This window comes from Lentzea sp. CC55 (assembly GCF_021056325.1).
In the GTDB taxonomy this organism is placed as follows: Bacteria; Actinomycetota; Actinomycetes; order Mycobacteriales; family Pseudonocardiaceae; genus Lentzea; species Lentzea jiangxiensis.
In genome coordinates this window covers 737229-759976 of sequence record NZ_JAJCXE010000022.1, presented here as the reverse complement: position 1 = coordinate 759976, position 22748 = coordinate 737229, and the positions used below count along the sequence as shown (strand labels likewise).

Genomic DNA, 22748 nt, shown 5'->3' with positions numbered 1-22748 from the left:
GCGACGCGGGAGAACACCCGTTCGCCCCTCCGGCCCCCAGAGCCGGAGGGGCGAACTGCGGTGCACGCCCCGTGCGACGAGAACGCTACGACGATCTTGTTGTGAGGGGTCGGGACCTGCGCTTCGAACAACACGGTGTAGACAACCGGTCTTGGGGGGAAGACTGAATGCCACGCACCGAACGCCCGCTGGACTGCGAGGACACCGAGCTCGGCGCGTTCGCCGCCGATCTGCGCAGGCTCCGCGAGAAGGCGGGCAGACCGTCCTACCGGGCCCTCGCCTCACGCGCGCATTACTCCGCGGCCACGCTGTCGGACGCCGCCGGTGGCAAGAAGCTGCCCAGTCTCGCCGTCACGCTCGCGTACGTCACGGCGTGCGAGGGTGACGCGGAGGAGTGGGAACGGCGCTGGCGTGCCATCGCGGCGCCTCCGGACCGGACGACCGAGGCGCCGTACGTCGGGCTGAAGGCGTTCCAGGAAGAGGACGCCGACCGGTTCCACGGCCGCGAGAAGCTCACCGCGAAACTGGTCGAGCTCACGCGCGCACGGCCGTTCGTCGGGGTGTTCGGCGCGAGCGGGTCGGGCAAGTCGTCGTTGCTGCGCGCCGGTCTGATCCCGCGCCTTCCCCGTGCGCTGATCTTCACGCCCGGCGTCCAGCCCCTCGACGAGTGCGCCGTCCGCCTCGCGCGCCTCACCGGGCAGTCCGCCGTCGCGCTGAGCCACGAGCTCGCGGACCCGGCGGCGCTGGGCCTGCTGCTCCGGCAGCTCGACGAGGAACTGGTGCTCGTCGTCGACCAGTTCGAGGAGGTCTTCACCCTCTGCGGGCCCGAGCAGCGGGACTGGTTCGTGCGGGCCCTCGTCGGCGCCCCGCACGTGGTCATCGGCGTGCGGGCCGACTTCTACGGCCACGTCGGCCGCCACCCGGAGCTCGTCGAGGCGCTGGAGGACGCGCAGGTGCTCGTCGGTCCGCTGACGACGGACGAGCTGCGCCGCGCGATCACCGAACCGGCCCTGCACGTCGGGGCGACCGTCGAGTCCGCGCTGGTCATCCGGCTGGTGGCCGACGTCGTGGGACAGGCGTCGGCGTTGCCGCTCGTCCAGCACGCCCTCGTCGAGACCTGGCACCGCCGCCGCGGCATGACGCTCTCGCTCGCCGGTTATGAGGAGGCGGGCGGCGTCGAGCACGCCGTCGCCCGCACCGCCGAGTCCGTCCACGAGCAGCTGAGCCCGCAGCAGCGGCAGATCGCCCGCCGCACGTTCCTGCGCCTGATCGCGCTGGGGGAGGGCATCGAGGACACGAAGCGCCGAGCGAACCGCGAGGACCTCGACGCCGAGGTCCTCGAACGCCTGGCCACGGCACGGCTGGTCACGCTCACCGAGCAGCACGCCGAACTCACCCACGAAGCGCTGATCCGGTCCTGGCCGCGCCTGCGTGAGTGGATCGACGAGGACCGCAACGCGCTGCGCGTGCACCACCAGCTCACCGAGGCCGCGGCGCAGTGGGACGGCGACCGCGACCTGCTCTACAAGGGCGCGCGGCTGGCCCAGGCCGCCGAGCTCGACCCGGAGTCGCTCACCGGACCCGAACGCGCCTTCCTCACGGCGAGCCAGGCCGACGGACGCCGCCGCGCACGCCGCACCCGAGTGGTGGTCAGCGTGCTGTCGGTGCTGGTCGTGCTGCTCGCGAGCAGCGTGGTGTTCGCGGTGGTCCAGGCAGGGGAGGCGACGCGGCAGCGCAACGACGCACTGGCCGGACGTGCCGCCACCGAGGTCATGCGGCTGCTCCCGACCGACCCGGACAAGGCGGCCCGGCTCGCTCTCGCGGCCCACGCCGTCACGCCCGCCACGGCCACGCGGGACGCCGTGCTGAACGCGGACGCCGCCCGGTGGAGCTCGTACACCTCGACGCCGCAGATGCTGTCGTGGCCGGAGGGCGACTTCCTGACGCTGTCGACGAACAGCGAGTTCTTCCTCGGCACCCTGGGCTCCGGCGTCACCTCGGCCACGGTGCTCTTCCGCGGCCGGACACCCGGCGACCGGCTCGCCCGCGTCGGCGAACGTGTGAACCGGACGGTGCTGAGCGGTGACGACCGGCGCGCGTTCACGCTGGAGGCCACCGGCGACGCCCAGGTCTGGGACGTCGCGCGGCCGGAGGAGCCGCACCGGCTCGGCACGATCGCGCAGGCGCCGGCGGACCTGACCGTGAGCAGGGACGGCACCGCGGCCGCCGGTGTCGTGCGGACCGGCGAGCGCCCGCGGCACCGGGCGGTGGTCTGGGACCTGCGCGACCCGGCCCGGCCGGCGGAGGTGGCGGTGCCGGTGGAGCACGTCCTCTCCGCCGCCATGAGCCCGTCAGGCCGGGAGATCGCCCTGCTGCGCAAGGACAACGGCACGGGCACGGCCTACGCCGAGATCTGGGTGCTCGACGGCCCCACGCCCCGCCGCGGCACGTCGATCGCGCTGTCCGACGAGCCGCTGCAGGTCGTCACCTCGGCGGGCGGACGGGCGCTGGCCGTGCGGTTCGCCCGCGAGCTCGTCGTCTGGAAGACCGCGGGGGACGGCGAGCCGGTGCGGGTGCCGGTGGGCTCCTCGCAGGCCACCGCCGTGTTCGGCGACGACGACCGCAAGATCGCCGTGCAGACCGAGGCCTCGGTCGAGGTGTGGGACGTCGGCGGCGAGGGCCCCGGCGTCCGGGCGGGGTCGTTCGGGGGCTTCCGCGGCAACGTCCACGGGCTGCGCTACCGGGATCGGGAGCAGGCGTTCGGCGTGGTCGACTCGACGCCGTCGATGTGGGCGCTGCACACCGACTTCGACAAGGTCGTGCGGGGACTGTGCCGCGAACGCGAGGCCGCGCTGTCCGACGAGGACTGGGCGAAGTACTTCCCCGGCGTCGACCGCGTGCCGGTCTGCTGAGCGGCGCGACTTCGCCCCGCCGTGTCCGGGCTGAACCCGCAGCACCAGGCTGGTGGAACGATCACGAAGCAGCCGCCGGGGTGGTGATTGGTTAGCGGGCCGTTAGACGGCGGGCGAACGTCTGGTGGACAATCCGGCCAGGAGGCGGCATGCCACGAGGGGAACGACCGCTGGGTCCGGAGGACACCGCGCTGCTTCGGTTCGCCGGTGACCTGCGTCGACTGCGCGACCAGGCAGGCAAACCGAGCTACCGCGAGCTGGCTCGGCGGGCGAACTACTCGCCGACCGCGTTGTCCGACGCGGCCGGGGGCCGCAAGCTGCCCTCGCTCGCGCTGACGCTCGCGTTCGTCCGGGCCTGCGAGGCCGATCCCGCGCCGTGGACCAAGCGCTGGCGTGAGCTGGCCGCCGAATACGCGCAGCCGTTGCACCCGAACTCCCCGTATCCCGGCATCGAGCCGTTCACCGAGCACGACGCGAAGCACTACTTCGGACGTGAGTTCCTCGTCGAGCAGATCGTCGAATCGGTCCGGGCGAGGCCCATGACCGTCGTCTTCGGTGCCTCCGGTTCGGGCCGGACGTCGCTGCTGCGCGCGGGCGTGCTGCCCGCCCTGGACGACGCGGTGGTGGTCACGCCGGGGGAGAACCCGGTCGAGGACCTGGCCGCCGCGCTCGCCGGCCTCTTCGAGGACACGACGGCGGACGCGCTCGCGGAGGAGCTCCGGCAGAGCCCCGACCACCTGCGGCTGCGGCTGAGGCAGCACCGCCCCGGCCTCGTGCTCCTCGTCGACGACGCCGAGAAGGCCTTCGGCGCGGACGACTTCACCGCCGCCGTCACCCGCTGCCCGCGCGTCGTCCTCGCGGTGCGGGCCGACCACCGGCAGCGCTGGCACGAGCTCGGCGCGGGCGGGGACGCCGCCGAGATCACCGTCGAGCCGATGAGCGCGGACCAGCTGCGCCGCGCGATCACCGAGCCCGCCGCCAGGATCGGCGCGACCGTCGAGACGGCGGTGGTCGCGCGCCTGGTCGCCGACGCCGCGAACCGGCACTCGCTGCCGCTGGTGCAGCAGGCGCTCGCCGAGACGTGGCGGCGCAAGCGCGGCATGACGCTGTCGCTCGCCGGGTTCGAGGAGTCCGGCGGTGTCGAGCACGCCGTCGCGCGGGCCGCGGAGACGTTCTTCGCCGGCCTCGGCGAGCAGGACCGGGCGGCGGCACGGCAGGTGTTCCTGCGGCTGGTCTCCGTGCGGCGCAACGGGATCGCGCAACGCCGGGCACCCAGGCCGCTCGACGTCGACGCGGACCTGCTCGATCGGCTCGCGAAGGCCAGGCTCGTCACGCTCACCGAGGACGGCGCCGAGCTCACCCACGACGCCTCGCTGGGCTGGCCTCGGCTGGCCGCGTGGATCGACGAGGAACGCGAGAACCTCCGCACGCACCAGCAGCTCGTCACGGCGATGGAGCTGTGGGAGGCGAGCGATCGCGACCCGCTGGCGCTGTACCGGGGCGTGCGGCTGCGCAAGGCCAAGGAGCTCGGCGAGTTCCTGACGGTGCAGGAGCGCCGGTTCGTCGACATCAGCACCCGGCGCGAGACGCGCCGCTCGACGGCGTTGATAGCGGTCATGGCCGTGTTGATCGCGCTGGTGCCCGGAACGGTCGTGTACGCGCTCTCGAACGAACGCAAGATCACCGAGCTGGCCGGGCGGGAACTGGGCGGCAAGGCGATCTCGGCGTCCGAGGCGCTGATGGAGCAACGCCGGCCGTACGCGGACAAGTACGCGCTGGTCGGCTACCGGGTGAACCCGTCGCCGGAGGCCGAGAAGGTGCTGCGGCTCGCCAACGCGGTGACGCGCGGCATCCCGTTCACCGGCACGCCGAAGGACGACGCGGACGTCGTGGTCGCGCCGCGCGGCGACATGGCCGCCGTCACCGACGCGGACGGCACCGACCGGATGTGGAGCCTCGACGAGGACAAGGCGGTGCCGGGCAAGAGGTTCGCCGACCGCCACCGGGTCGTCGAGCTCGCCGAACGCCGTGCCGTCACGAAGGACCACAGCGGCCAGGAACACCTCTGGGCCGTCAGCGACGCGGGCGACATCACCTACCTCTCGGCGCTGCCCGACCGGTTCCGCACGCTCGACCTCAGCCCGGACGGCTCGCGGATCGTCGGCAAGGTGGGCGACGCGGCCGACGTCGGCCTCCCGACACCGGACGAGACCGAGCACGCCGAGCTCTACGACCTGAGCGACCCCCGGTTCCCCCGCAGGCTGCCGGTGCCGGTGCGCAACCCCGAGACGGTCGCGCTGAGCCACGACGGCCGCGAGCTCGCGACCGGCACCTGGGACCCGGACGCCGGCACCACGAAGATCGAGTTCTGGCACATCGGTGGCACCTACGAGCCCGCCTCGCCCGCGTTGTCGCAGAACGTCTACATCCGCAGCATCACCTACAGCGGCGACGGCCGGTGGCTCGCCGTCGAGCACTCGCCCGAGTCGATCGTCGAGGTGTGGCAGCGGGTGCCGAGCGGCACGCCGGTGCTGCGCGCGCGGCTGGAGACCACGCTGCGTTCCGGTGCCCGCGTCACGTTCGCCTCCGAAGATCGAGTGGCCGTGGTGCGGGACAACGTCTTCGAGGTCCAGCGGCTCTACGCGTCCGACCGCTCCCCGGACCGGCTCGTGTACGTCGTCGGGCACGGCAACTCGACGCGGGCGGTCCACCGGGCGCAGCACGACGACTTCCTCGTCCGCAGCGGGGGCCGCGATCCCGAGCTGCTGCCGTACGAGCTCGACGCCGGCGCCATCATCAAGAGGATGTGTGAAAAAGACGGCGCCCGGCTCACGGACTCCGAATGGGTGAAGAGCTTCGGCGAAGTGGAGCGCGTCGAAGTGTGCTGACCGCCGTGATGTAGGGGAAACAACCCGGAGTTGGGCAAACACGCATTGTGAAGCCGAGATCCACTCTCTAGGGTGACCGAGTGCGTGCGTTCACAAGGGGACTCCTCGGCATCGCCGGGTTCCTCGCTCTCTGGGAGCTCTTAGGACGCTCTCCCCTCATCCCTGCACACGCGCTACCGCCACCGTCCGTCGTGTTCGGTGAGCTCGTCGTGCAGTTGACCTCTCCCGATTTCATCAGTCATGTCGTGGCAACGGTCCTGGCCGTCCTGATCGCCATCGGGATCGCCATCGCCATCGCGGTGCCGAGTGGACTCGTGCTCGGGTCCGTTCCGGCCGTTCGTCACGCGACGCGCGCCCTCATCGAGTTCCTGCGTCCGATCCCTTCTGTGGCACTGATTCCGCTCGCGCTGGTGATGCTCGGTTTCGGACCGGAAACCAAGATCACGCTGGCCGTCTACGCGGCACTGTGGCCGATCCTGTTCAACACCATCTACGCGCTCGACGAGCTCGACCCGTTGCTGGTCGAGACGTCCCGGGTCTTCGGCACCGGACGCGTGGGCGTGCTGTTCCGGGTGGCCCTGCCGAGCGCGTTGCCGTTCGTCCTCACCGGAATCCGGCTGGCGGCGACCACGGCGCTGATCGTGATGGTGAGCGTCGAGCTCATGGCGGGCAGCCAGATCGGTCTCGGCTACTTCATCATGGAGGCCCGCAGCGGACCCGGCCGGATGGACCAGGTGCTGGTCGGCACCGTGGTCGCCGGTGCGATCGGCGTCCTGCTGAACAACGGTCTTGAGCGCGTCCGCCGGCGTTGGGTGGCCTGGTGAGCAGATTCTTCCAGCGGTGGACCGTGTTCGCCGGTCTCGTCGTCGTGTGGCAGGTCTTGGGCGTGCTCGCCGAGGACCCGTTCTTCCCGCCGCCGTCCGGCATCATGACGGCGGCCTGGGACTGGTGGGTGCTCGAACCGGAGAACGTCACCGAGCACATCCTGCCGTCGGTCGTCCGGCTGCTGTCCGGCTGGGCGATCGCCTCGGTGATCGGCGTCGCGCTGGGCATGCTGCTCGGCCGGTCGGACCGGGCGATGGAGTACGCGGGCCCGTTGCTCGTGTTCCTGCGCTCGATCCCGCCGCCCGCGCTCGTGCCGGTGTTCCTGCTGCTGTTCCAGGCGGGAACGTCGATGCAGCTCGCGACGATCGTCTTCGGCGTCATCTGGCCGGTGCTGCTCAACACGGTCGACGGGGCCCGCTCCGTCGACGTGACCAAAGTGGACACTTCCGCGGTCTTCGGGATCCCCCGTCACCAGTGGGTTCTCGGGGTGGTGCTGCCCGCGGCGTCACCGAAGATCTTCGCGGGACTGCGGGTGTCGCTCTCGCTCTCGCTGGTGCTGATGGTCATCTCCGAGCTCGTCGGAACGGACAACGGCATCGGCTCACAACTCATGCAGGCACAGCGCGAGTTCGACTACACGCGCATGTGGGCCGGGATCGTCCTGTTGGGCGTGCTCGGCTACGGACTCAACACCGCGCTTCTCGCGGTGGAACGCAGAGCGTTGGCGTGGCAACCGAGGAGTCGGGATGAGCAACATGCTTGAGGTGGCCGACCTAGGCCACACCTACGGCGACTACGAGGCCATCGGTGGCCTCACGTTCACCGTGCGCGCCGGCGAGCTGGTGTGCGTGGTCGGACCTTCCGGGTGCGGCAAGTCCACACTGCTGCGCACGATCTCCGGACTCATCGCACCTTCGCGCGGTGACGTGTCCCTGAAGGGCTCACACCTCGCCGTCGTGTTCCAGGACTACTCGCGGTCGCTGTTCCCGTGGCTCTCGGTGCAGGGCAACGTGGAGTTCCCGCTGCGGAAGCTCCCGCGCGCCGAGCGGCGTGCGCGGGCCGCCGAGGCGCTGGAGTGGGTGGGGCTCGGGGCGGCGGCGCGCAAGCGCCCGTGGCAGCTTTCCGGTGGTATGCAACAGCGTGTGGCGATCGCCCGCGCGCTGGCGTACCGGCCCGCGTTGTTGCTGATGGACGAGCCTTTCGCGTCCGTGGACGCGCAGACCCGGTTCGAGCTGGAAGACCTGTTGCTGCGCGTGCGCCGCGAGCACGACACGACAGTTCTCGTGGTCACGCACGACATCGACGAGTCGGTGTACCTGGGTGACCGGATCCTCGTGCTGTCGGGCTCTCCCGCCCGGCTGGTGGCCGACCTGGACGTGCCGCTGCCCGCCGAGCGCGACCAGGTGACGACGCGGACCGACGAGGCCTTCGTGGCGCTGCGGTCGAAGGTGGCGCGGCTGCTGAACGTCGGCAAGCCGTCGATGGACGTCGAGAAGTGGGCGGCCGCCGAACGCGAGTCTTTGAGCGAGACCGTCTCGTCCTGACGGTCGTTTCGCGACAGCTGCGCCCCGGACCGCCGCGGTCCGGGGCGCGGTCGCGTCCAGGTCCTGGAACACTGGCCCCGTGAGCGGCTGGAACCTCTTCCTCGTCGTCGACGCGGAGCCCGTCGAGGTCTCCCGGGGCGCTGCTCCGGACGCGCGGGTGGTGCTGCTCGGGCAGAGGCGCATGCTCGCCTTGCCGGACAACGGGTACCAGCTCCTGCTCGCGTGGGCGGCCGGTCCGCGGCGCGTCGTGCGCACGCCCGTGCCGGTGCACCCGGACCAGGACCTCGTCGACACGTTCGTCAACTCCTACCTCGTGGACGCCGGTGCGCCGCCACGGCCGCGCGGGTTCGCCTGGTACCTGGACCTGCCGGACCCGTTGGAGCCCGCGGACGTGTGGCGTGCGGTCGACGACGGTGCGGCGCAAGGGATGCCGGTGGACCTGCTGCGCGTCCGCGAGGCCGTGGAACGCGGTGTGAGAGCGCTCTTCCGCAGCATCTGACGAAAGCCGTACGAAACGCGCGGGAGAAGCGGTGCGGCCGAGCGGGAACAGCTGGGCCCCGGACCCGTCGCGGCCCGGGGCCCAGCTGCGTTCTCAGTGCCGACTGGAGGGTGCGGGCACTGGTGCGGGGAGACGGACGTCCGCGCTCGGGGGCAGAGCGCCGATCGACCGCCGTGCGTTCCCCTTGAGCCGCCCGGGACGAGGACCGGGCGGATCGGGTTTTCCTGGCTCAGAGGTGGATGTTCAGGTCGCCGTTGCCGACGCCGCCGTCGAGCAGGTCGACGTCGCCGAGCTTGACGTCCCCGATGACCTGGCCGAGGTCGGTGTGCACGTCGCCGACCTGCGCGACGTCCTGGACCACGTTGCCGGTGAGGTTGTCGGTCACGTCGACGACGTCCTTCACGTCGAGGTCCACCGAACCGATGACGTCCTTGACCAGCACGTCGGTGTCGACGACGTCCTTCACGAGCACATCGGTGTCGAGGTCCTTCACGAGGACGTCGGACACGTCGTGGACGTCGGCCACGTCGGTCACCTTGGAGACGACGGCGTTGTCGCCGGCGACGTCCGTGACGGTGGCGACGACGTTCTCGGTGTGCAGCACGTCGAGCGTGCCGGTGACGTCACCGATGCCGCCGAAGTCCGTGACCAGCGCGGTGATGGCGGCGGGGGAGGCGACGTCGGCCACGCCGGCGACGTCCACGACGTTGTCCGTGATCAGCTTCAGGCTGTCGACGGCGGTCAGGTCGCCCGCCTCCACCAGGACCTTGTCGATGGCGTCGACCTTCACGACGGACGCGCTGTCGAGCACCAGGGGCAGGATCTCCTGCACGTCCACGGGGGAGATGTCGCCCAGACCGGCAGCCTCGAGGCAGCCCTCGGGGTCGAGCTGGAACGCCTCGCGGGCGTCCAGGTCGCCGAGCAGGGTGAGGGTGAAGTCGTGCAGCGTCTGCTGGGTGCCCATGGAACTCAAGCTCCTGTAGGTGGATCGGGGGATGTCGTGCTGAACCATATGGATGAACGACATCCCCCGGCATCGGGAGTTGGCCCCAGATCGTGACCTTGTGAGATCCCTAGGGGGTTCGATGTCACCCGTTAGGGGGGTGGGGATTTCACCCCACAGGGCTGTTTTGAGTCCTCAGGGGCCGACGTAGTTCTCCGCGAAGGTGGCGCGGTAGGCGGGGGACTCGGCCAGGTGCTCCAGTCGTGCCTGGGCCAACCGTCCGAAGAACGGCGAGCTGACGTCGGTGTGGATCATGTTCACCATCCACTGGGAAAATTCCTGTGCACGCCACACCCGGCGCAGGCAGTCCTCGGAGTAGGTCTTGAGCCCGGTCTCGGATCCGGTGCTGTAGTAGTCGACAAGTGCACGTCCGAAGGTTGCGGCGTCGTTCATGGCGAGGTTCATGCCCTTGGCGCCGACGGGGGTGATGATGTGTGCTGCGTCACCCAGCAGGTACAGCCGCCCGTAGGACATCGGCTCCACCACGTGGCTGCGCATGTCGAGAACGCGTTTCTCGATGATCTTCCCCTCGGTCAGCGTCCACGACGAGTCGTGCAGTGCGAATCGTTTGTGCAGTGCTTCCCAGACCCGTTCGTCGGACCACTCCTCGGCTTTTGTCCCGACCGGCACCTGCAAATAGAAGCGGGACACCGAGGGGGACCGCAGCATGTGCCCGGCGAAACCGTCCTCGTGCAGCGCGTAAATGATGGCTTTAGTCGACGGAGGAGCCTCCGCGAGAATGGCCAGCCACTCGATCCCGTGCTGGTGCGTGAATTCCGTCAGCACCCCTTCGGGAATGGATGGGCGGCTTACACCATGAAATCCGTCACATCCGGCCACGAAGTCGCTCGTGACGGTCTCCCGTGACCCGTCCGCGCTGGTGAAGGCCACTGACGGAGTACAGGACGTCAGGTCTCGCAACTCCACGTCGCTGACCGAGAACCGGATGTCACCCCCGGCGGCCAAGAATCCCCCGATGAGGTCCTTGACCACTTCCTGCTGGGGGTAGACGTAGTGTTCGCGGCCGCCGTACAGGTCGCTGTACGACACCTGAAACACCTGTCCGCTCACGCGGAATTCACACGTTCCGTGACGGTCTGCTTCCATCAGCAAACGATCTGCCAGTCCGAGTGACTCCAGCATGGTCACGGAGCGGTGCTCCAGGACTCCCGCCCGTGGCCGGGTTTCCACATGGGTGCGACTGGCCTTTTCGAGGACGACGCAGTCGATACCTGACTGCTGGATCAAGTTTGCCAAGGTCAGACCGGCCGGCCCGGCGCCGACAACGGTCACAGCGCGCTTCAACTGGGGTTCTCCTAGCCCTAGACCTGCTGTGCTTAGATGCTCACCGCAGGTAGTGGACTTGAACCTGCTCGTGTCGGTCAACTGGGGTCTTTTGGAGCAGCATCATTACTCTGAGTGGTTGACCGTCGCGATCATTCCCCGCAACGACGACACCGCTCCGACAGGAGAGTGCTCCCGATGACTCGAAGAGTCCGCCGTATGGCCATCCGTGGCATCGCCCTTGCCACGCTGCTCGCCACCGTGGCGAGCTGTGGTGCGCTCGGCGGCAAAGAGCAGGCGCCCCCGGCCGACGCGAACAGCGGCGGCCCGGTCGAGAAGACCAAGATCACCCTGGGCGTCCTGCCGATCCTCGACGTGGCCTCCGTGCACGTCGCGATCAAGCAGGGTTTCTTCAAGGCAGAGGGCCTCGAGGTCGACCTCAAGGTCATCCAGGGTGGCGCGGCGGCCATCCCGGGTCTCGTCAGCAAGGAGCTGGACTTCACGTTCGGCAACTGGGTCTCGTTCTTCGCCGCCGAGTCGAAGGCCGCCGCCAAGCAGGTCGACGGGATCAAGCTCATCTCGGACGGCTACCAGGCCAAACCCGACATGTTCCTGATCTTGGCCAACGGTGACTCCACCATCAAGGGTCCTGCCGACCTCGCCGGCAAGACCATCGCGATCAACACGTTCAAGAACATCGCGGAGCTCACCGCGAAGGCCACGCTCGAGGCCGCGAACGTGGACGTGAACTCGGTCAAGTTCAAGGAAATGCCGTTCCCGGACATGCAGGCCGCGGTCCAGAACAAGACCGTCGACGCGGCCTTCATGGTCGAGCCGTTCATCACCCGCGCGCAGCGGGCCGCCGGCCAGATCAAGGTGCTGGACGCCGCGTCCGGCCCGACCGACAACATCCCGATCGCGGGTTACGCGACCACCGGCGCCTTCGCCAAGGCGAACCCGAAGACCGTCGCCGCCTTCCAGCGCGCGATGGCCAAGGGCCAGGCCGCCGCGACCGACCGCCCCACGGTCGAGCCGCTGCTCGTCGAATACGCCAAGGTCGACAAGGAAACCGCAGGTCTCGTCCACTTCGGCGCCTTCCCGACCACGCTCGACGCGACGCGTCTGCAGCGCGTCGTCCAGCTGATGCAGCGCTACGGGATGCTGGACAAGGAGCTCGACGTCAAGCCGATGCTCATCCAGCCCTCCGGCAGTTGACGAACAGCGCGGGTGCCTGTGATCGAGCCGTGATCACGGCCACCCGCGCTCCTCGTTTCCTCCAGATGAATTATCGCTCAGGGGCCGTTTAGCCGCCCGTTTCAAGTTGTTGATTCTCGAACCAGCTGTTTTGTCGTCCGAACGGCGGTATGAGAACAGCGTGTTTTACTCCAAGATCCACCAGGTTTGCTGCTATTAAACGGGGCGGGGAGTGTTGACGGTGCGCGGTCGTGAGGACCAGCGAGGCATCGACCGGTTCCGCCTACGCAACTGGCGGTTGCGGAGCAAGCTCGCAGTGGTGTTGCTAGTTCCGGCCCTGAGCACCGCGACTCTCGCGGGCCTGAGGCTGAACACCCAGCTCGACGACGTCGAACTCTTCGGCAACGTCCAGCGCGAGCTCGCCGTGAGCCACCAGGCCGCGAGGGTGGAGAACGCGCTCCAGGTCGAGCGCGACTGGGCCGTGCAGTGTGTTGCCGCGGGAAGGCAGAACGCGTGCCCCGAGCACGCCGCCCGTACCGGCCTCACGGACACGGAACTGGGCAAGTACCGGGATTCGGGCGCGACGGCCACGGCCTTGAGCGCGCCCTTGCAGGAAGCTTTCACCAAGTCGTTGCAGTCCCTCGACGGACTGGCGAGCTTGCGCGTGACGTTGCTGAGCACCAAGTACCCCGACGTCGCGGTGATCAGCGCGTACAACCAGATCATCGCGTCGCTGACGCAGGTGCACCGCGCCGCGATCTCCAGCCTCAGCGAGCCGGAGATCGTTCCGCTGGCGACGGCCGCGCTGGCGCTCTACAGCGCGCAGGAGCAGCTGGGCCAGCAGAACTCGATCCTGACGTCCACCGCGCTGCGCCGGGTGTTCGCCCCCGGTGCCGCGGACGAGCTGCGTGCCGCGCAGTCCCGTTTGGACGCCGCGTTCGCCGAGTTCAACGACGTCGCGTCGCCGACCAACCGGCAGAAGTTCCAGGACGTCGTGTCCGGTTCGTCGGTGGACGGTCGCAACCGGCTCGTCAAGCTCGCGCTCGCGCAGGACTTCGAGCGCAAGCCGGTGTCCATCACCGACGCCGAGGTGCTCAAGATCGGTCAGGACACGGCGAACCTGATCCGCGAGGTCGCGACCGACCTCGAGGGCCAGGCGGACACCACCGCCACGAGGCTGGCCGGCCAGGCGCGCTCCGACGCCTGGCGCGACGCCGCTCTGGTCGCGATCTCGCTGCTGATCGCCTTCGGCCTCATGGCCATGGTCGCCCAGTCGATGCTGCGGCCGCTGCGCATCCTGCGCCGCAGCGCGCTGGACGTGGCCCGCAACCAGCTGCCCGAGGCGATCAAGCGAATCCGTTCGCACCGCGACCCCGAACGGGCCGCGGAAGAGGCGATCGTCCCCGTGCCGCTCAACACGACCGAAGAGGTCGGTCAGGTCGCGCGTGCGTTCGACCTGGTGCAGCGCGAAGCGGTCCGCCTCGCCGTCGAGCAGGTGGCCCTGCGCGCGAACGTCAACGACATGTTCATCAACCTGTCGCGGCGCTCGCAGGCGTTGGTGGAGCGGCAGATCAGCGTGATCGACCGGCTCGAGCAGGACGAGCAGGACCCCGACCACCTGGCGTCGCTGTTCGAGCTCGACCACCTCGCGACGCAGATGCGCCGCAACAGCGAGAACCTGCTGGTGCTCTCCGGCACGACGGTCAACCGCCGCGTCACCCGCCCCGTCGCGATCGCCGAGGTGCTCGGCGCCGCGGTGTCCGAGGTGGAGAAGTACGCGCGCGTCCAGATCGCCCCGACGCCGGAGCTGATGGTGCAGGGCCGCGTGGTCAACGACCTCGCGCACCTCGTGGCCGAGCTGCTCGACAACGCCACGGCGTTCTCCAAGCCGACCACCAAGGTCACGGTGCGGACGATAGAGACCCGCAAGGGCGAGGTCGCCATCCGCATCCACGACCGCGGCGTCGGCATGCAGGAGAACGACGTCGTCGAGTTCAACGCGAAGCTCGCCGAGCCGCCGGAGGTCGACGTCTCCGTGGCCCGCGAGATGGGCCTCTACGTGGTCGGCCAGCTCGCCAAGCGCCACGACATCCGCGTGACGCTCGCGAACAACGACGACATAGAGGGCGGTGTCACCGCCCAGGTGGTCCTGCCGGCCTCGTTGCTGCACAAGGGATCGGCTCCCGCCCTGCCGCTGCCGGCCGCCTCCGCCCCGCCTGCGGCCGGAGTCGAGTCGACCGGCGAAGGCTTGTCGGGTGTGCCGAAGTGGACCCCCGAGCACCCGGTCGTCGTGCCGGGACCTGCCACCGCCGAGGAGAACTCCGGGCGGCACCGCATCGAGCAGACGTCCGCGGACGGCCTGTTCACCGCGCGGATCGAGGCGACGGAAGAGGCCGCCGAGGACGGTTACACCTACGAACCGCCGATCGAGCGCCCGGCCGAGCCGGCCACCGAGATCTTCCCGGCGATCGTGGACGAACCGGAGATCTCGCACGACGAGCTGTCGCGGTGGTTCCAGACCCCCGCGGCCCCCGAACCCCCTGCGAGGGACGTTCCGCCGGCGTCGCCGGGACGAACCGAGGGCGAGGAAGCGGAGCCCGCCACCGTGAACGGCCTGCCCAAGCGGCAGCGTTCGGCGGACACCGTGAAGATCGAGGCCCCGACGGCGGTGCCGCGTGCGGTCGCCGACTTCGCCGAGTCCGACTGGGGAGCGGCGGACGAGGGCTGGAAGGCCGCGGGAGCGCTGGACAAGAGCGCACCCGCGCAGACGACGGAGAACGGTCTGCCCAAGCGCGTCCCCAAGGCGCGCCTGGTCCCCGGATCGCTGCCCAAGCCGTCGTCGCCCGCACCTCAGCTCGCCACCGCCGCAGCCGTCCCCGGCCGGTCCGCGGACCGGCTGCGTCAGCGGTTCGCCACGTACCAGAAGGGTGTCCAGATGGGCCGGGAGTCGCTCTTCGACTCGGCCGTCGGAGGCATCCCCGTGATCGCAGAAAGGGAACACCAGTGACCACCGCGACTGAGGAACTGGACAACTTCAGCTGGCTGGTCGAGGACTTCGTCAGCAGGGTCGCCGGTGTCGCGCACGCGATCGTCGTCTCCGCCGACGGCCTGCTGCTCGCCTCGTCCGAGCGCCTGCCGCACGACCGCGCGGAGCAGCTCGCCGCCGTGGCCTCCGGCCTGGTCTCGCTGAACCTCGGCGCGGCGCGCTGCTTCGAGGCCGGCGACGTCAAGCAGACCGTCGTCGAGATGGAGCGGGGCTACCTCTTCCTGATGTCCATCAGCGACGGGTCGTGCCTCGCCGTGCTCGCCGCCCCCAACTGCGACATCGGGCTCATCGGGTACGCGATGACCCGCCTGGTGGAGCGCGTCGGTCTGCAGCTGACGCCGGAGATCCGCGCCCAGTTGCACGTGTCCATGCGGGCCTGAGTGTCCAAAGTAGAAAGAAGTTCCCCATGAGCAACGGTGCTCCGGGTCGTCCGGGGTCACCTGGGGCCGATCTGGACGTGACGTCGGCGAAGATCGTCGTCGCGGGCGGTTTCGGCGTCGGCAAGACGACCTTCGTCGGGTCCGTCTCCGAGATCACCCCGTTGACCACCGAGGCCGTGATGACCCAGGCGTCGGTCGGGATCGACGACCTGTCCGCGGTGCCGGACAAGGTGACCACCACGGTGGCCATGGACTTCGGCCGGGTGTCGCTGGACAGGGACCTGATCCTGTACCTGTTCGGCACGCCGGGACAGCACCGGTTCTGGTTCATGTGGGACGACCTCGTCCGCGGCGCGATCGGCGCCGTGGTCATGGTCGACACCCGCCGCATCGACGACGCGTTCGCGCCCATCGACTTCTTCGAGGACCGCGACCTGCCGTACGTGATCGCGGTGAACTGCTTCGACGGGCTGATGCACCACCGGGCCGAGGAGATCCGCGACGCGCTGACGATCTCGTCGTCGGTGCCGATAATCCCCTGCGACGCGAGGAACCGTCAGTCGACGAAGCAGATCCTCATCGAGTTGGTGGAGCACGCGCTGCGCCAGCCTTCGTTCGCCTAGAACTCCGCTCCCGCGGAAATCGGGGCCGGTGCCGACTTCGGCACCGGCCCTTCCGCGTTCGGCCTTCCGGTCCATCAGGGCGAACCGCGTGTGAACAGTTATCCGCTCGTTCGGCGGCGGCCTGTTCGAGGCGGAAAAGGCCGGGAAGTCCGGTGGTAGGGGGTGTTCCCGCTCACCGCGCCGCAGGTCGCGTGCGTGGACGAGGCGATCACCTACGAACGCACTTGATCGTGTCAGCGCTGCTTCACACTTGACTCTTCTTGTGCGCCAACGCCTCGGCGATACAGTCGGGGTGCAATTACCCTGCATTGCGAGGAGATTCCTGTGTCCCTGCGCAAAACAATTGCCGTGGCGGCCAGTGTCGTCGGCCTCTCGGTCGGCCTCATCGGCACCGCGGAGGCCGCGCCCCGCATCGTCACCTACAACTCGAGCAACACCGGCGAGTTCCAGGCGGCGATCGACAAGGGCGCCCAGATCTGGAACGCCAGCGTGGTGAACGTGCAGTTCCGGAAGGTGACCGGCGCGGCGAACGTCACCGTCAGCGTGGACAACCAGTGGCCCCGCGCCTACGTGACCAGCCTCGGTCGCGGCCGGTGGGTCATGGGCCGCCAGGCGGTCAACGAGGGCCACGACACCGTGCGCATCTCGTCCCACGAGTTCGGCCACCTGCTCGGTCTGCCCGACCGCAGGACGGGGCTGTGCACCGACCTGATGTCCGGCGCCAGCGCCGGCACGTCGTGCAAGAACCCCAACCCGAACACCAGGGAGAAGGCCGAGGTCGAGGCCAACTTCCGCACGCTCGTGACGGTCAAGGCGACGACGTACGAGGACGCCGCCTGACCAGCCGGTGGGTGGCCGTGGTCTCCCTGACGGCCACGGCCGCTCACCGCGACACGACGAGATCCACCCCGAGCGCCCGCAGCTCGTCCGGATCGCCCGGCCCGCCGATCACGTGCACGCCGGCCGACCGCACCAGCGGCACCATCAGCGCGAGCCCTTGCCGCGCCAGCCGTTCCGAGGGCGCACGCGCCAGCCGGACGCCCCAGACCGGACTGCGGTCCACAGTGGACAACCCGGCGAAACCACCGCCGAACTCGTGCAGCAGGACGTGCACGCCCATGTCGTGCAGCACGTCGAGGTTCTCCGCGCCGTCGGGCATCGCGCGGACGTCCAGCGCCAGGAACAGCGACGAGGCGGGGAACGCGCAGTCCCGTAGTGCCGCGCGCACGTGGGCCGCGAGGTCCGGGTCGCGGGACTGGTCCCGCGACAGCCTGATCAGCACCGGCTCGCCGCGTGAGCAGGCGTCCCGCAGCAGCAGGGTTCCGGTCCTGGACGCGAGACCCAGGGCGTCGGCGTAGGCCACCACGTCGTCGTGCCGGGTGTCGCCCCACCGCAGCGAGGCCTCCTGGAAGGCCTGCCCTCCCGAGATCCACGACACCGGCGCGTACTCGACGGAGATCTCGCCGTTCTCGAAGGCACCGGGCATCGAGGCGATCCGCGCGAACCGGGTGCGGTCGGCGGCGTCGGCCTCGTGGTCGTAGAGGCCCCACTGCCTCTTGCCGCCGGCCTCGGCCCTGCGCAGGGTCGAGTGCGCGCGCCGCAGCACGACCGTCGGGTCCGCGCCGGGACCCGAGGTGTGCACGAAACCGATCGACGTCGACACCGCCACGCCCGCGCCCTGGAGGTAGACCGGCTCGGACAGCTCCTCGTCGATCAGCGCGGCCAGCGCCGCCACGTCGGGGGAGCCGTGGACCAGCACCACGAACTCGTCACCGCCGACCCTGGCCACCACGGCGTCCGGCAGCGCGAGCCGCAGGCGGCGCGCCACCTCGGCGAGCACGGCGTCGCCCGCCGCGTAGCCGAGGCCGTCGTTGACGATCGTCAGGCTGTCGACGTCGAGGTACGCCAGCGTGTGCGGCTCGCCCGTCGCGAGCGCGGACTCCAGCTTGTCGGTGAACGACGCGCGGTTCGGCAGGCCGGTCAGCAGGTCGGTCAGGGACTGGTGCCGCAGCCACTCCTGCAGCATCCGCTGCTCGGTCACGTCCTCGACCAGCGCGACGTGGAACTTGGGCAGCCCGTCCGAGCCGCGCAGCACCGACAGCACGACGTCCGCCCACACCGTGTCGCCGTTGTCGCGCGTGAGCTCCCACTCGCGCCGGTCGGTGTCCACAGAGGACTCGACCATCCGCCGCGCGGCGGCGGCGAGCGCGGCCGCGTCCGCCTCGGTGAACAGCTCCTTGGGCATCTCCTCGTGGCCCAGGATCGCCGCCAGGGCCTCGTTGGCCTCCACCACCGCGCCGTCCAGGTCGAAGATCGCGATGCCGACCGCGGTGGTGGCGAAGACCTGGGCGAAGCGGGCCTCGCTGTCGTGCAGCTCGCGCTGCGCGTCCTCGACGGCCTTCAGCAGCGAGTTCTTGACCTTCTCCTGCTCGGCGAACAACTGGTCGCGCGTCGCCCGCACGTACCCCGACGCCAGCGCGCCCAGCACCTCGGGCGGGAACTCCGGCCCGAGCACCTCGAGCGTGCGCCGCAACGAGTCCGGGCCGGTGAAGCGCTTGCGCACCAGCCACTCGCCGACGGCGACCGCCGCCTGCCCGGCACGCAGCCGGGCGGCGTGTTCCTCGAGGTGCTGCGTCAGCTTCCGCCGCGACATCGGCGAGTACGCGCTCTCGATCAGAACAGCCGCCCAGCGCTGTGCGACGGACTCGGCGGGCATCAGGGCTTGCGACCCACCGCCGCGTAGAGGTTGGCCTTCGACGGCTCCGCGCCGACGTCCTCGGGCGTCTCGGGCCGCCACTCGGGCGTGAACACGATGCCGGGTTCGACGATTTCCGTGCCCGCCAGCATGTCGGCCACCTGCGCCTTGGTGCGCGGGGTGATCGGCTCCGCGGTCTTGGCGAAGATCTCCCTGCCGGCCGCCATCGCCGCCGGCATGCTGTCCGCGGTGAAGTGCGACAGCGCCAGGTACGAACCGGAGGCGAGCGAGTGGACGTACCGGGAGAGCACGCCCCACGGGTCGTCCGAGTCGGGGATGAACTGCAGGACGCCCACGACCAGCAGGCCGACCGGCTGTGAGAAGTCGAGGTGCTCCCGTGCCTGCGCGACGACCTTCTCCGGCTCGCGCAGGTCGGCCAGCAGCGCCGTCACGTTCGGCTCGTCGGCGAGCATCAGCTCGGCGTGCGTGATCGCGACCGGTTCGAAGTCGACGTACACGACCTTCGCGTCCGGGGCGACCTCGTGCGCCACCTCGTGCACGTTGCCGACCGTCGGGATGCCCGAGCCGAGGTCGAGGAACTGGCGGATGCCGAGGTCCGCCAGTTCGAGGACGGCACGGCGCAGGTAGGCGCGGTTGAGCCGCGCCATTCCCCGCACCGGCAGCACTTCGACCAGCTCTTCCGCCGTCGCGCGGTCGGCTTCGAAGTTGTGGCCGCCGCCGAGCAGGTAGTCGTAGATCCGGGCGGAGCTCGGAACGTCGACGTTCACACCTTCCGGAACCCAGCTGACTCGATCGACCACAGCGACACCTCTCGGGATGCGAATTCCGGGCCCGACAACCCTACTGGCCGCAGATGTGGGCCGAACGAGCGAATTCCGCCACCGCACGGAGGTGAGTCAGAGGATGAACCAATCGGTGCAGCCGCCGGCGAGCCGGAACCTGACCGGTCCCCGCGGTGCCGCTCCCATCACGAACATCCCCAGTTCGTCGACCGCCGCGGTCTCGTGGTCGCCGTTCGGCGTCACGAGCGTGACCGGTCCGGAGGCCGGCATCAGCTGGCCGGTGACCCCCGCCGCCGACACCTCGACCTGCAGCACCACCCCGTCCGCGTCGAACACGAGCTGCCGCGCCGTCGCCGTCGCCCGGGCACGGGAGAACAGCGTGTCGTCCAGCACCGAGTCGTACGACGTGATGAGCAGCAGCTCCTCGTCGACGGTCCGCCAGGTGAACGCCGCCTTCGCGGCCTCGACGAACTCCGGCGGTACTTCGGCGGGAGGTGTGCTCAACGCGTCGCGCAAGGCGTCGAGCAGTACTTCGTCACTGTCCCAGTCGTGCCGCACCCAGCACACCTCCTCTCGTCGACGACTTCCTCTGCGGCGAGCCCAGGAACGCCGAGACCGCCGGGGTCTTGCGGAGCTTCTCGAGGCACCGGATCCGCGTCGGGCCGATGCTGCCGACCGGCATCGCGAGCTCTTCGCTCACGACCTGGTAGCTCGGCGGCGGATCGGTCATCAGCTTGGCCAGCAACCGCTTGCACTGGTCCGTGAGCTCGGCGAACCCGTCCCGCAACGCCTGCCGCCGCTCCACGGCCAGCAGATCGGCCTCCACGTCCGCGTCCTCCTGTTCCGACTCCAGCGCGTCCGATTCGGACAGGGGGTCGTACAGGTGCGTCCGCTGCTGCACGCGCAGCACGCGCAGGCACTCGTTGCGGGTGGTCGTCATGATCCAGCCGGGCAACGCCTCCGGCTCGCGCAGGCGGCTGATCTGCTCCACGAGCCGGAGCCACAGCGTCTGGTTCACGTCGGCCGCGTCCGACGGGCGCAGCCGGTGCTTGTAGATCACCGACACCACCAGCGGCGTGTAGCGGTCCACGATCTCGTTCCACGCAGACTGGTCGCCCGCGGCCGCCGCGCTCACGAGCGCGGCGATCGGGGAGGCAGAGGTCACGTCGACTCCTTGCGGTCACAACTTGCGGAGGCCGAGGTCGCTCCCCAGATACAACTATTCGACAAGAACTCCGTAGCCGGAGTGGAACTCCGGCCCGCTCAACAGTTTGTCACGTGCCTGAGCTGCTGTGACGCCGTCCGCCACCATCGTGGCGGCGATCCTGCCGGTGACCAGCGGGGCGGCGAACGACGTGCCGTACCAGTACGCCCACAGCGCGAACGGCGTCGCGGAGGCCTCGCCCGGCAGCTGCCACTCGCCCTTGAGGTAGGTGGAGGCGCGGTTGCCGATCGCGCACGCGTCGACCCAGTGGCCGAAGTTCGAGTAGGAGGCGGGAGCGAGCGAGCCGTCCCGCTCCTGCTGGGCGGCGGCGACGGCGGTGACCCCGCACAGCGCGGCGGGCCAGCTCGGGCGCTGCGTGCCCTGGTTGCCGGCGGAGGCCACCACGACGACGTCGTCCGGCAGCGCCTCGATGGTGCGCCGCAGCGGTTCGGAGGCCAGGTCGTCCTGGGTGAAGCAGCCGAGGGACAGGTTGAGGAGGTTGATCTTCTTCCGGCCCAGGTCGGTGATCTTGGCGCAGATGCGCTCCTCGTCGCCGAAGCCGTTCGGGTCGAGGCCTGCCTCGGGGTCGAACGTGACGCCGGGGGCCGCGTTCTGGATGACGCCCGCGACGAACGTGCCGTGGCCGCCCTGGAGCGCGAAGTGGTCACCGCTGCTGTAGGCGGCGTCCACGTCGTCGGTCTCCTTGGCGTAGCGGCCGCCGAACCAGTCGGAGTGGTCGCTGTCGGCGCCGGAGGAGATGCCGGTGTCGACGATGCCGACGCGGACGTTCTTGAGGCGCTCGTCGGACTTCGGCGCGGAGACCGGGTCGGCCGGGTGCGGGCGGTCGCCGGGGTTGCCCATGACGAGGCCGCCGTGACCGACGACCACGTGGTGCGGCTGCACGAGCGGCACGCGCTCGTTCGGCCACGTCCTCGGGTCGCGCAGGAGGCGCACGATCCGGGGGATGTCCTCGGCGTTGTCCGGGAGCGTCAATCGCGCCAATCCGGCGAATCCCCCGCCCGGCCGCGCGATGATGTTGTTTTCCCGGAGCTTTTCCGCGACGCGTTGTTGGTCCTCCGCCGCGACGAGCAGCTGGCCGGGCCGATAAAGGAATTCACGCCCGCGTTCGGCGTGGAAGCTGATGTTCTTGTCCTCGGCGATGAGCTGCAGGAAAGCTCTTTGGTAAAGCTCCGCGCTTTCTGGCGATTTCGACACCACGGCCTCACTAAAGCAGCGTTGACGGGCACCCCGACCGAGCTTGATCAAGCTACCACAACGGATAAAGTGTCGCCGTGACCGACTTTTGTGCGGAGGACGCGCTGGAGGCCAGGCAGCGCAACCCGCGCGAGGCCGTGGAGATGGCCCGCGCTGTCCTCCGTGCGACCACCGACCGCTCGGAACGGGCGATCGCCGAGCGCGCCATCGGTCTCGCGCTGCGGGAGATGCACGACTTCCCCGCGGCGGTGAGGCACCTGCGCCGTTCGATCAGGATCGCCACCGAGGCTTCGCTGCCCCGGTTGTCCGCCCTGGCGCAGATGAGCCTCGCGTGGGTGCTGGCCTACACGGGCAAGCAGAAGCAGGCGCTGCGGCTGCTGGACGACGCCATGCCGTCGCTGACCGGTGCCGACTCGGTGGCGGCGTTGATGCAGCGCGGAGTCGTGTTCCACTACCTCACCCGGTACGACGACGCGCAGCGCGACTACACGGCGGCCATCGCCGGCGCGCGGCGCGTGGGTGACCAGCTCGTCGAAGCGCGCGCTCTCAACAACCGCGGCCTTGTGCGCGCGTACGTGGGGAACATGCGTGAGGCATCGGCCGACTTCGCCCTGGCCGCTTCGTTGCTGGGGG

At 69.9% G+C, this 22748-nt stretch carries 20 protein-coding genes; 13 read left to right on the top strand and 7 right to left on the bottom strand.

What is annotated here, in order from left to right:
- Positions 1-167 precede the first annotated feature (167 nt).
- The 6 genes from L6E10_RS19510 (at position 168) to L6E10_RS19485 (ending at position 8668) form a co-directional block, all read left to right on the top strand.
- Positions 168-2912 (top strand): helix-turn-helix domain-containing protein, encoded by a 2745-nt coding sequence (locus L6E10_RS19510; RefSeq protein WP_236220904.1) that lies wholly within the window; start codon positions 168-170, stop codon positions 2910-2912.
- A gap of 149 nt (positions 2913-3061) precedes the next feature.
- Entirely contained in the window at positions 3062-5800 is a 2739-nt protein-coding gene (locus L6E10_RS19505; protein ID WP_236220903.1) for a helix-turn-helix domain-containing protein, read from the top strand.
- An 80-nt stretch (positions 5801-5880) separates the two neighbouring features.
- The gene (locus L6E10_RS19500) at positions 5881-6624 is read left to right on the top strand and encodes an ABC transporter permease (RefSeq protein WP_236220902.1); all 744 of its coding nucleotides are present in this window, start codon (positions 5881-5883) and stop codon (positions 6622-6624) included.
- On the top strand, positions 6621-7388 hold the full coding sequence (locus L6E10_RS19495; RefSeq protein ID WP_236220901.1) for an ABC transporter permease: 768 nt from the start codon (positions 6621-6623) through the stop codon (positions 7386-7388). The genes L6E10_RS19500 and L6E10_RS19495 overlap by 4 nt, the downstream gene beginning before the upstream one ends.
- The gene (locus tag L6E10_RS19490; protein WP_090101245.1) at positions 7372-8169 is read left to right on the top strand and encodes an ABC transporter ATP-binding protein; all 798 of its coding nucleotides are present in this window, start codon (positions 7372-7374) and stop codon (positions 8167-8169) included. The genes L6E10_RS19495 and L6E10_RS19490 overlap by 17 nt, the downstream gene beginning before the upstream one ends.
- Positions 8170-8248: 79 nt before the next feature.
- Positions 8249-8668, top strand: coding sequence for a DUF5956 family protein (locus tag L6E10_RS19485; RefSeq protein ID WP_236220900.1), 420 nt, complete (start codon positions 8249-8251; stop codon positions 8666-8668).
- Between the two features lie 229 nt (positions 8669-8897).
- Here L6E10_RS19485 and L6E10_RS19480 read toward each other — a convergent pair whose 3' ends face one another.
- Both L6E10_RS19480 and L6E10_RS19475 read right to left on the bottom strand, forming a co-directional pair.
- Entirely contained in the window at positions 8898-9632 is a 735-nt protein-coding gene (locus L6E10_RS19480) for an IniB N-terminal domain-containing protein (protein WP_236220899.1), read from the bottom strand.
- Between the two features lie 174 nt (positions 9633-9806).
- On the bottom strand, positions 9807-10976 hold the full coding sequence (locus L6E10_RS19475) for a 4-hydroxybenzoate 3-monooxygenase (RefSeq protein WP_236220898.1): 1170 nt from the start codon (positions 10974-10976) through the stop codon (positions 9807-9809).
- 198 nt (positions 10977-11174) lie between these two features.
- Between L6E10_RS19475 and L6E10_RS19470 the strand changes: the two genes are divergently transcribed.
- The 5 genes from L6E10_RS19470 (at position 11175) to L6E10_RS19450 (ending at position 17038) form a co-directional block, all read left to right on the top strand.
- On the top strand, positions 11175-12170 hold the full coding sequence (locus L6E10_RS19470) for an ABC transporter substrate-binding protein (RefSeq protein WP_236220897.1): 996 nt from the start codon (positions 11175-11177) through the stop codon (positions 12168-12170).
- Positions 12171-12468: 298 nt separating this feature from the next.
- The gene (locus tag L6E10_RS19465) at positions 12469-15156 is read left to right on the top strand and encodes a nitrate- and nitrite sensing domain-containing protein (protein ID WP_236220896.1); all 2688 of its coding nucleotides are present in this window, start codon (positions 12469-12471) and stop codon (positions 15154-15156) included.
- Positions 15153-15575, top strand: a complete 423-nt coding sequence (locus L6E10_RS19460; protein WP_090101257.1) for a roadblock/LC7 domain-containing protein — start codon at positions 15153-15155, stop codon at positions 15573-15575. The genes L6E10_RS19465 and L6E10_RS19460 overlap by 4 nt, the downstream gene beginning before the upstream one ends.
- A 26-nt stretch (positions 15576-15601) precedes the next feature.
- On the top strand, positions 15602-16198 hold the full coding sequence (locus L6E10_RS19455; RefSeq protein WP_236220895.1) for an ATP/GTP-binding protein: 597 nt from the start codon (positions 15602-15604) through the stop codon (positions 16196-16198).
- Between the two features lie 324 nt (positions 16199-16522).
- Positions 16523-17038 carry a snapalysin family zinc-dependent metalloprotease gene (locus L6E10_RS19450; RefSeq protein ID WP_236220894.1) on the top strand — a complete coding sequence of 172 codons (516 nt, stop codon included), beginning with the start codon at positions 16523-16525 and terminating at the stop codon, positions 17036-17038.
- Positions 17039-17081: 43 nt separating this feature from the next.
- On the opposite strand, the gene L6E10_RS19445 is transcribed toward L6E10_RS19450, so the two are convergent.
- The 5 genes from L6E10_RS19445 to L6E10_RS19425 form a co-directional block, all read right to left on the bottom strand.
- Positions 17082-18914 (bottom strand): diguanylate cyclase domain-containing protein, encoded by a 1833-nt coding sequence (locus tag L6E10_RS19445; RefSeq protein WP_236220893.1) that lies wholly within the window; start codon positions 18912-18914, stop codon positions 17082-17084.
- On the bottom strand, positions 18914-19714 hold the full coding sequence (locus tag L6E10_RS19440) for an SAM-dependent methyltransferase (protein ID WP_236220892.1): 801 nt from the start codon (positions 19712-19714) through the stop codon (positions 18914-18916). The genes L6E10_RS19445 and L6E10_RS19440 overlap by 1 nt, the downstream gene beginning before the upstream one ends.
- A gap of 96 nt (positions 19715-19810) precedes the next feature.
- Positions 19811-20254 (bottom strand): hypothetical protein, encoded by a 444-nt coding sequence (locus tag L6E10_RS19435; protein WP_236220891.1) that lies wholly within the window; start codon positions 20252-20254, stop codon positions 19811-19813.
- Positions 20232-20861 carry an RNA polymerase sigma factor gene (locus L6E10_RS19430; RefSeq protein WP_236220890.1) on the bottom strand — a complete coding sequence of 210 codons (630 nt, stop codon included), beginning with the start codon at positions 20859-20861 and terminating at the stop codon, positions 20232-20234. The genes L6E10_RS19435 and L6E10_RS19430 overlap by 23 nt, the downstream gene beginning before the upstream one ends.
- Before the next feature lie 54 nt (positions 20862-20915).
- Positions 20916-21812, bottom strand: a complete 897-nt coding sequence (locus L6E10_RS19425; protein ID WP_236220889.1) for a S8 family serine peptidase — start codon at positions 21810-21812, stop codon at positions 20916-20918.
- On the opposite strand from L6E10_RS19425, the gene L6E10_RS19420 reads away from it, so the two are divergent.
- A complete protein-coding gene (locus L6E10_RS19420) occupies positions 21774-22196 on the top strand; it encodes a hypothetical protein (RefSeq protein WP_236220888.1) in 423 nt (140 codons plus the stop codon). The genes L6E10_RS19425 and L6E10_RS19420 overlap by 39 nt on opposite strands.
- On the top strand, positions 22193-22748 hold a 556-nt coding region (locus L6E10_RS40870; RefSeq protein ID WP_236220887.1), incomplete at its 3' end, for a tetratricopeptide repeat protein. The genes L6E10_RS19420 and L6E10_RS40870, both read left to right, overlap by 4 nt.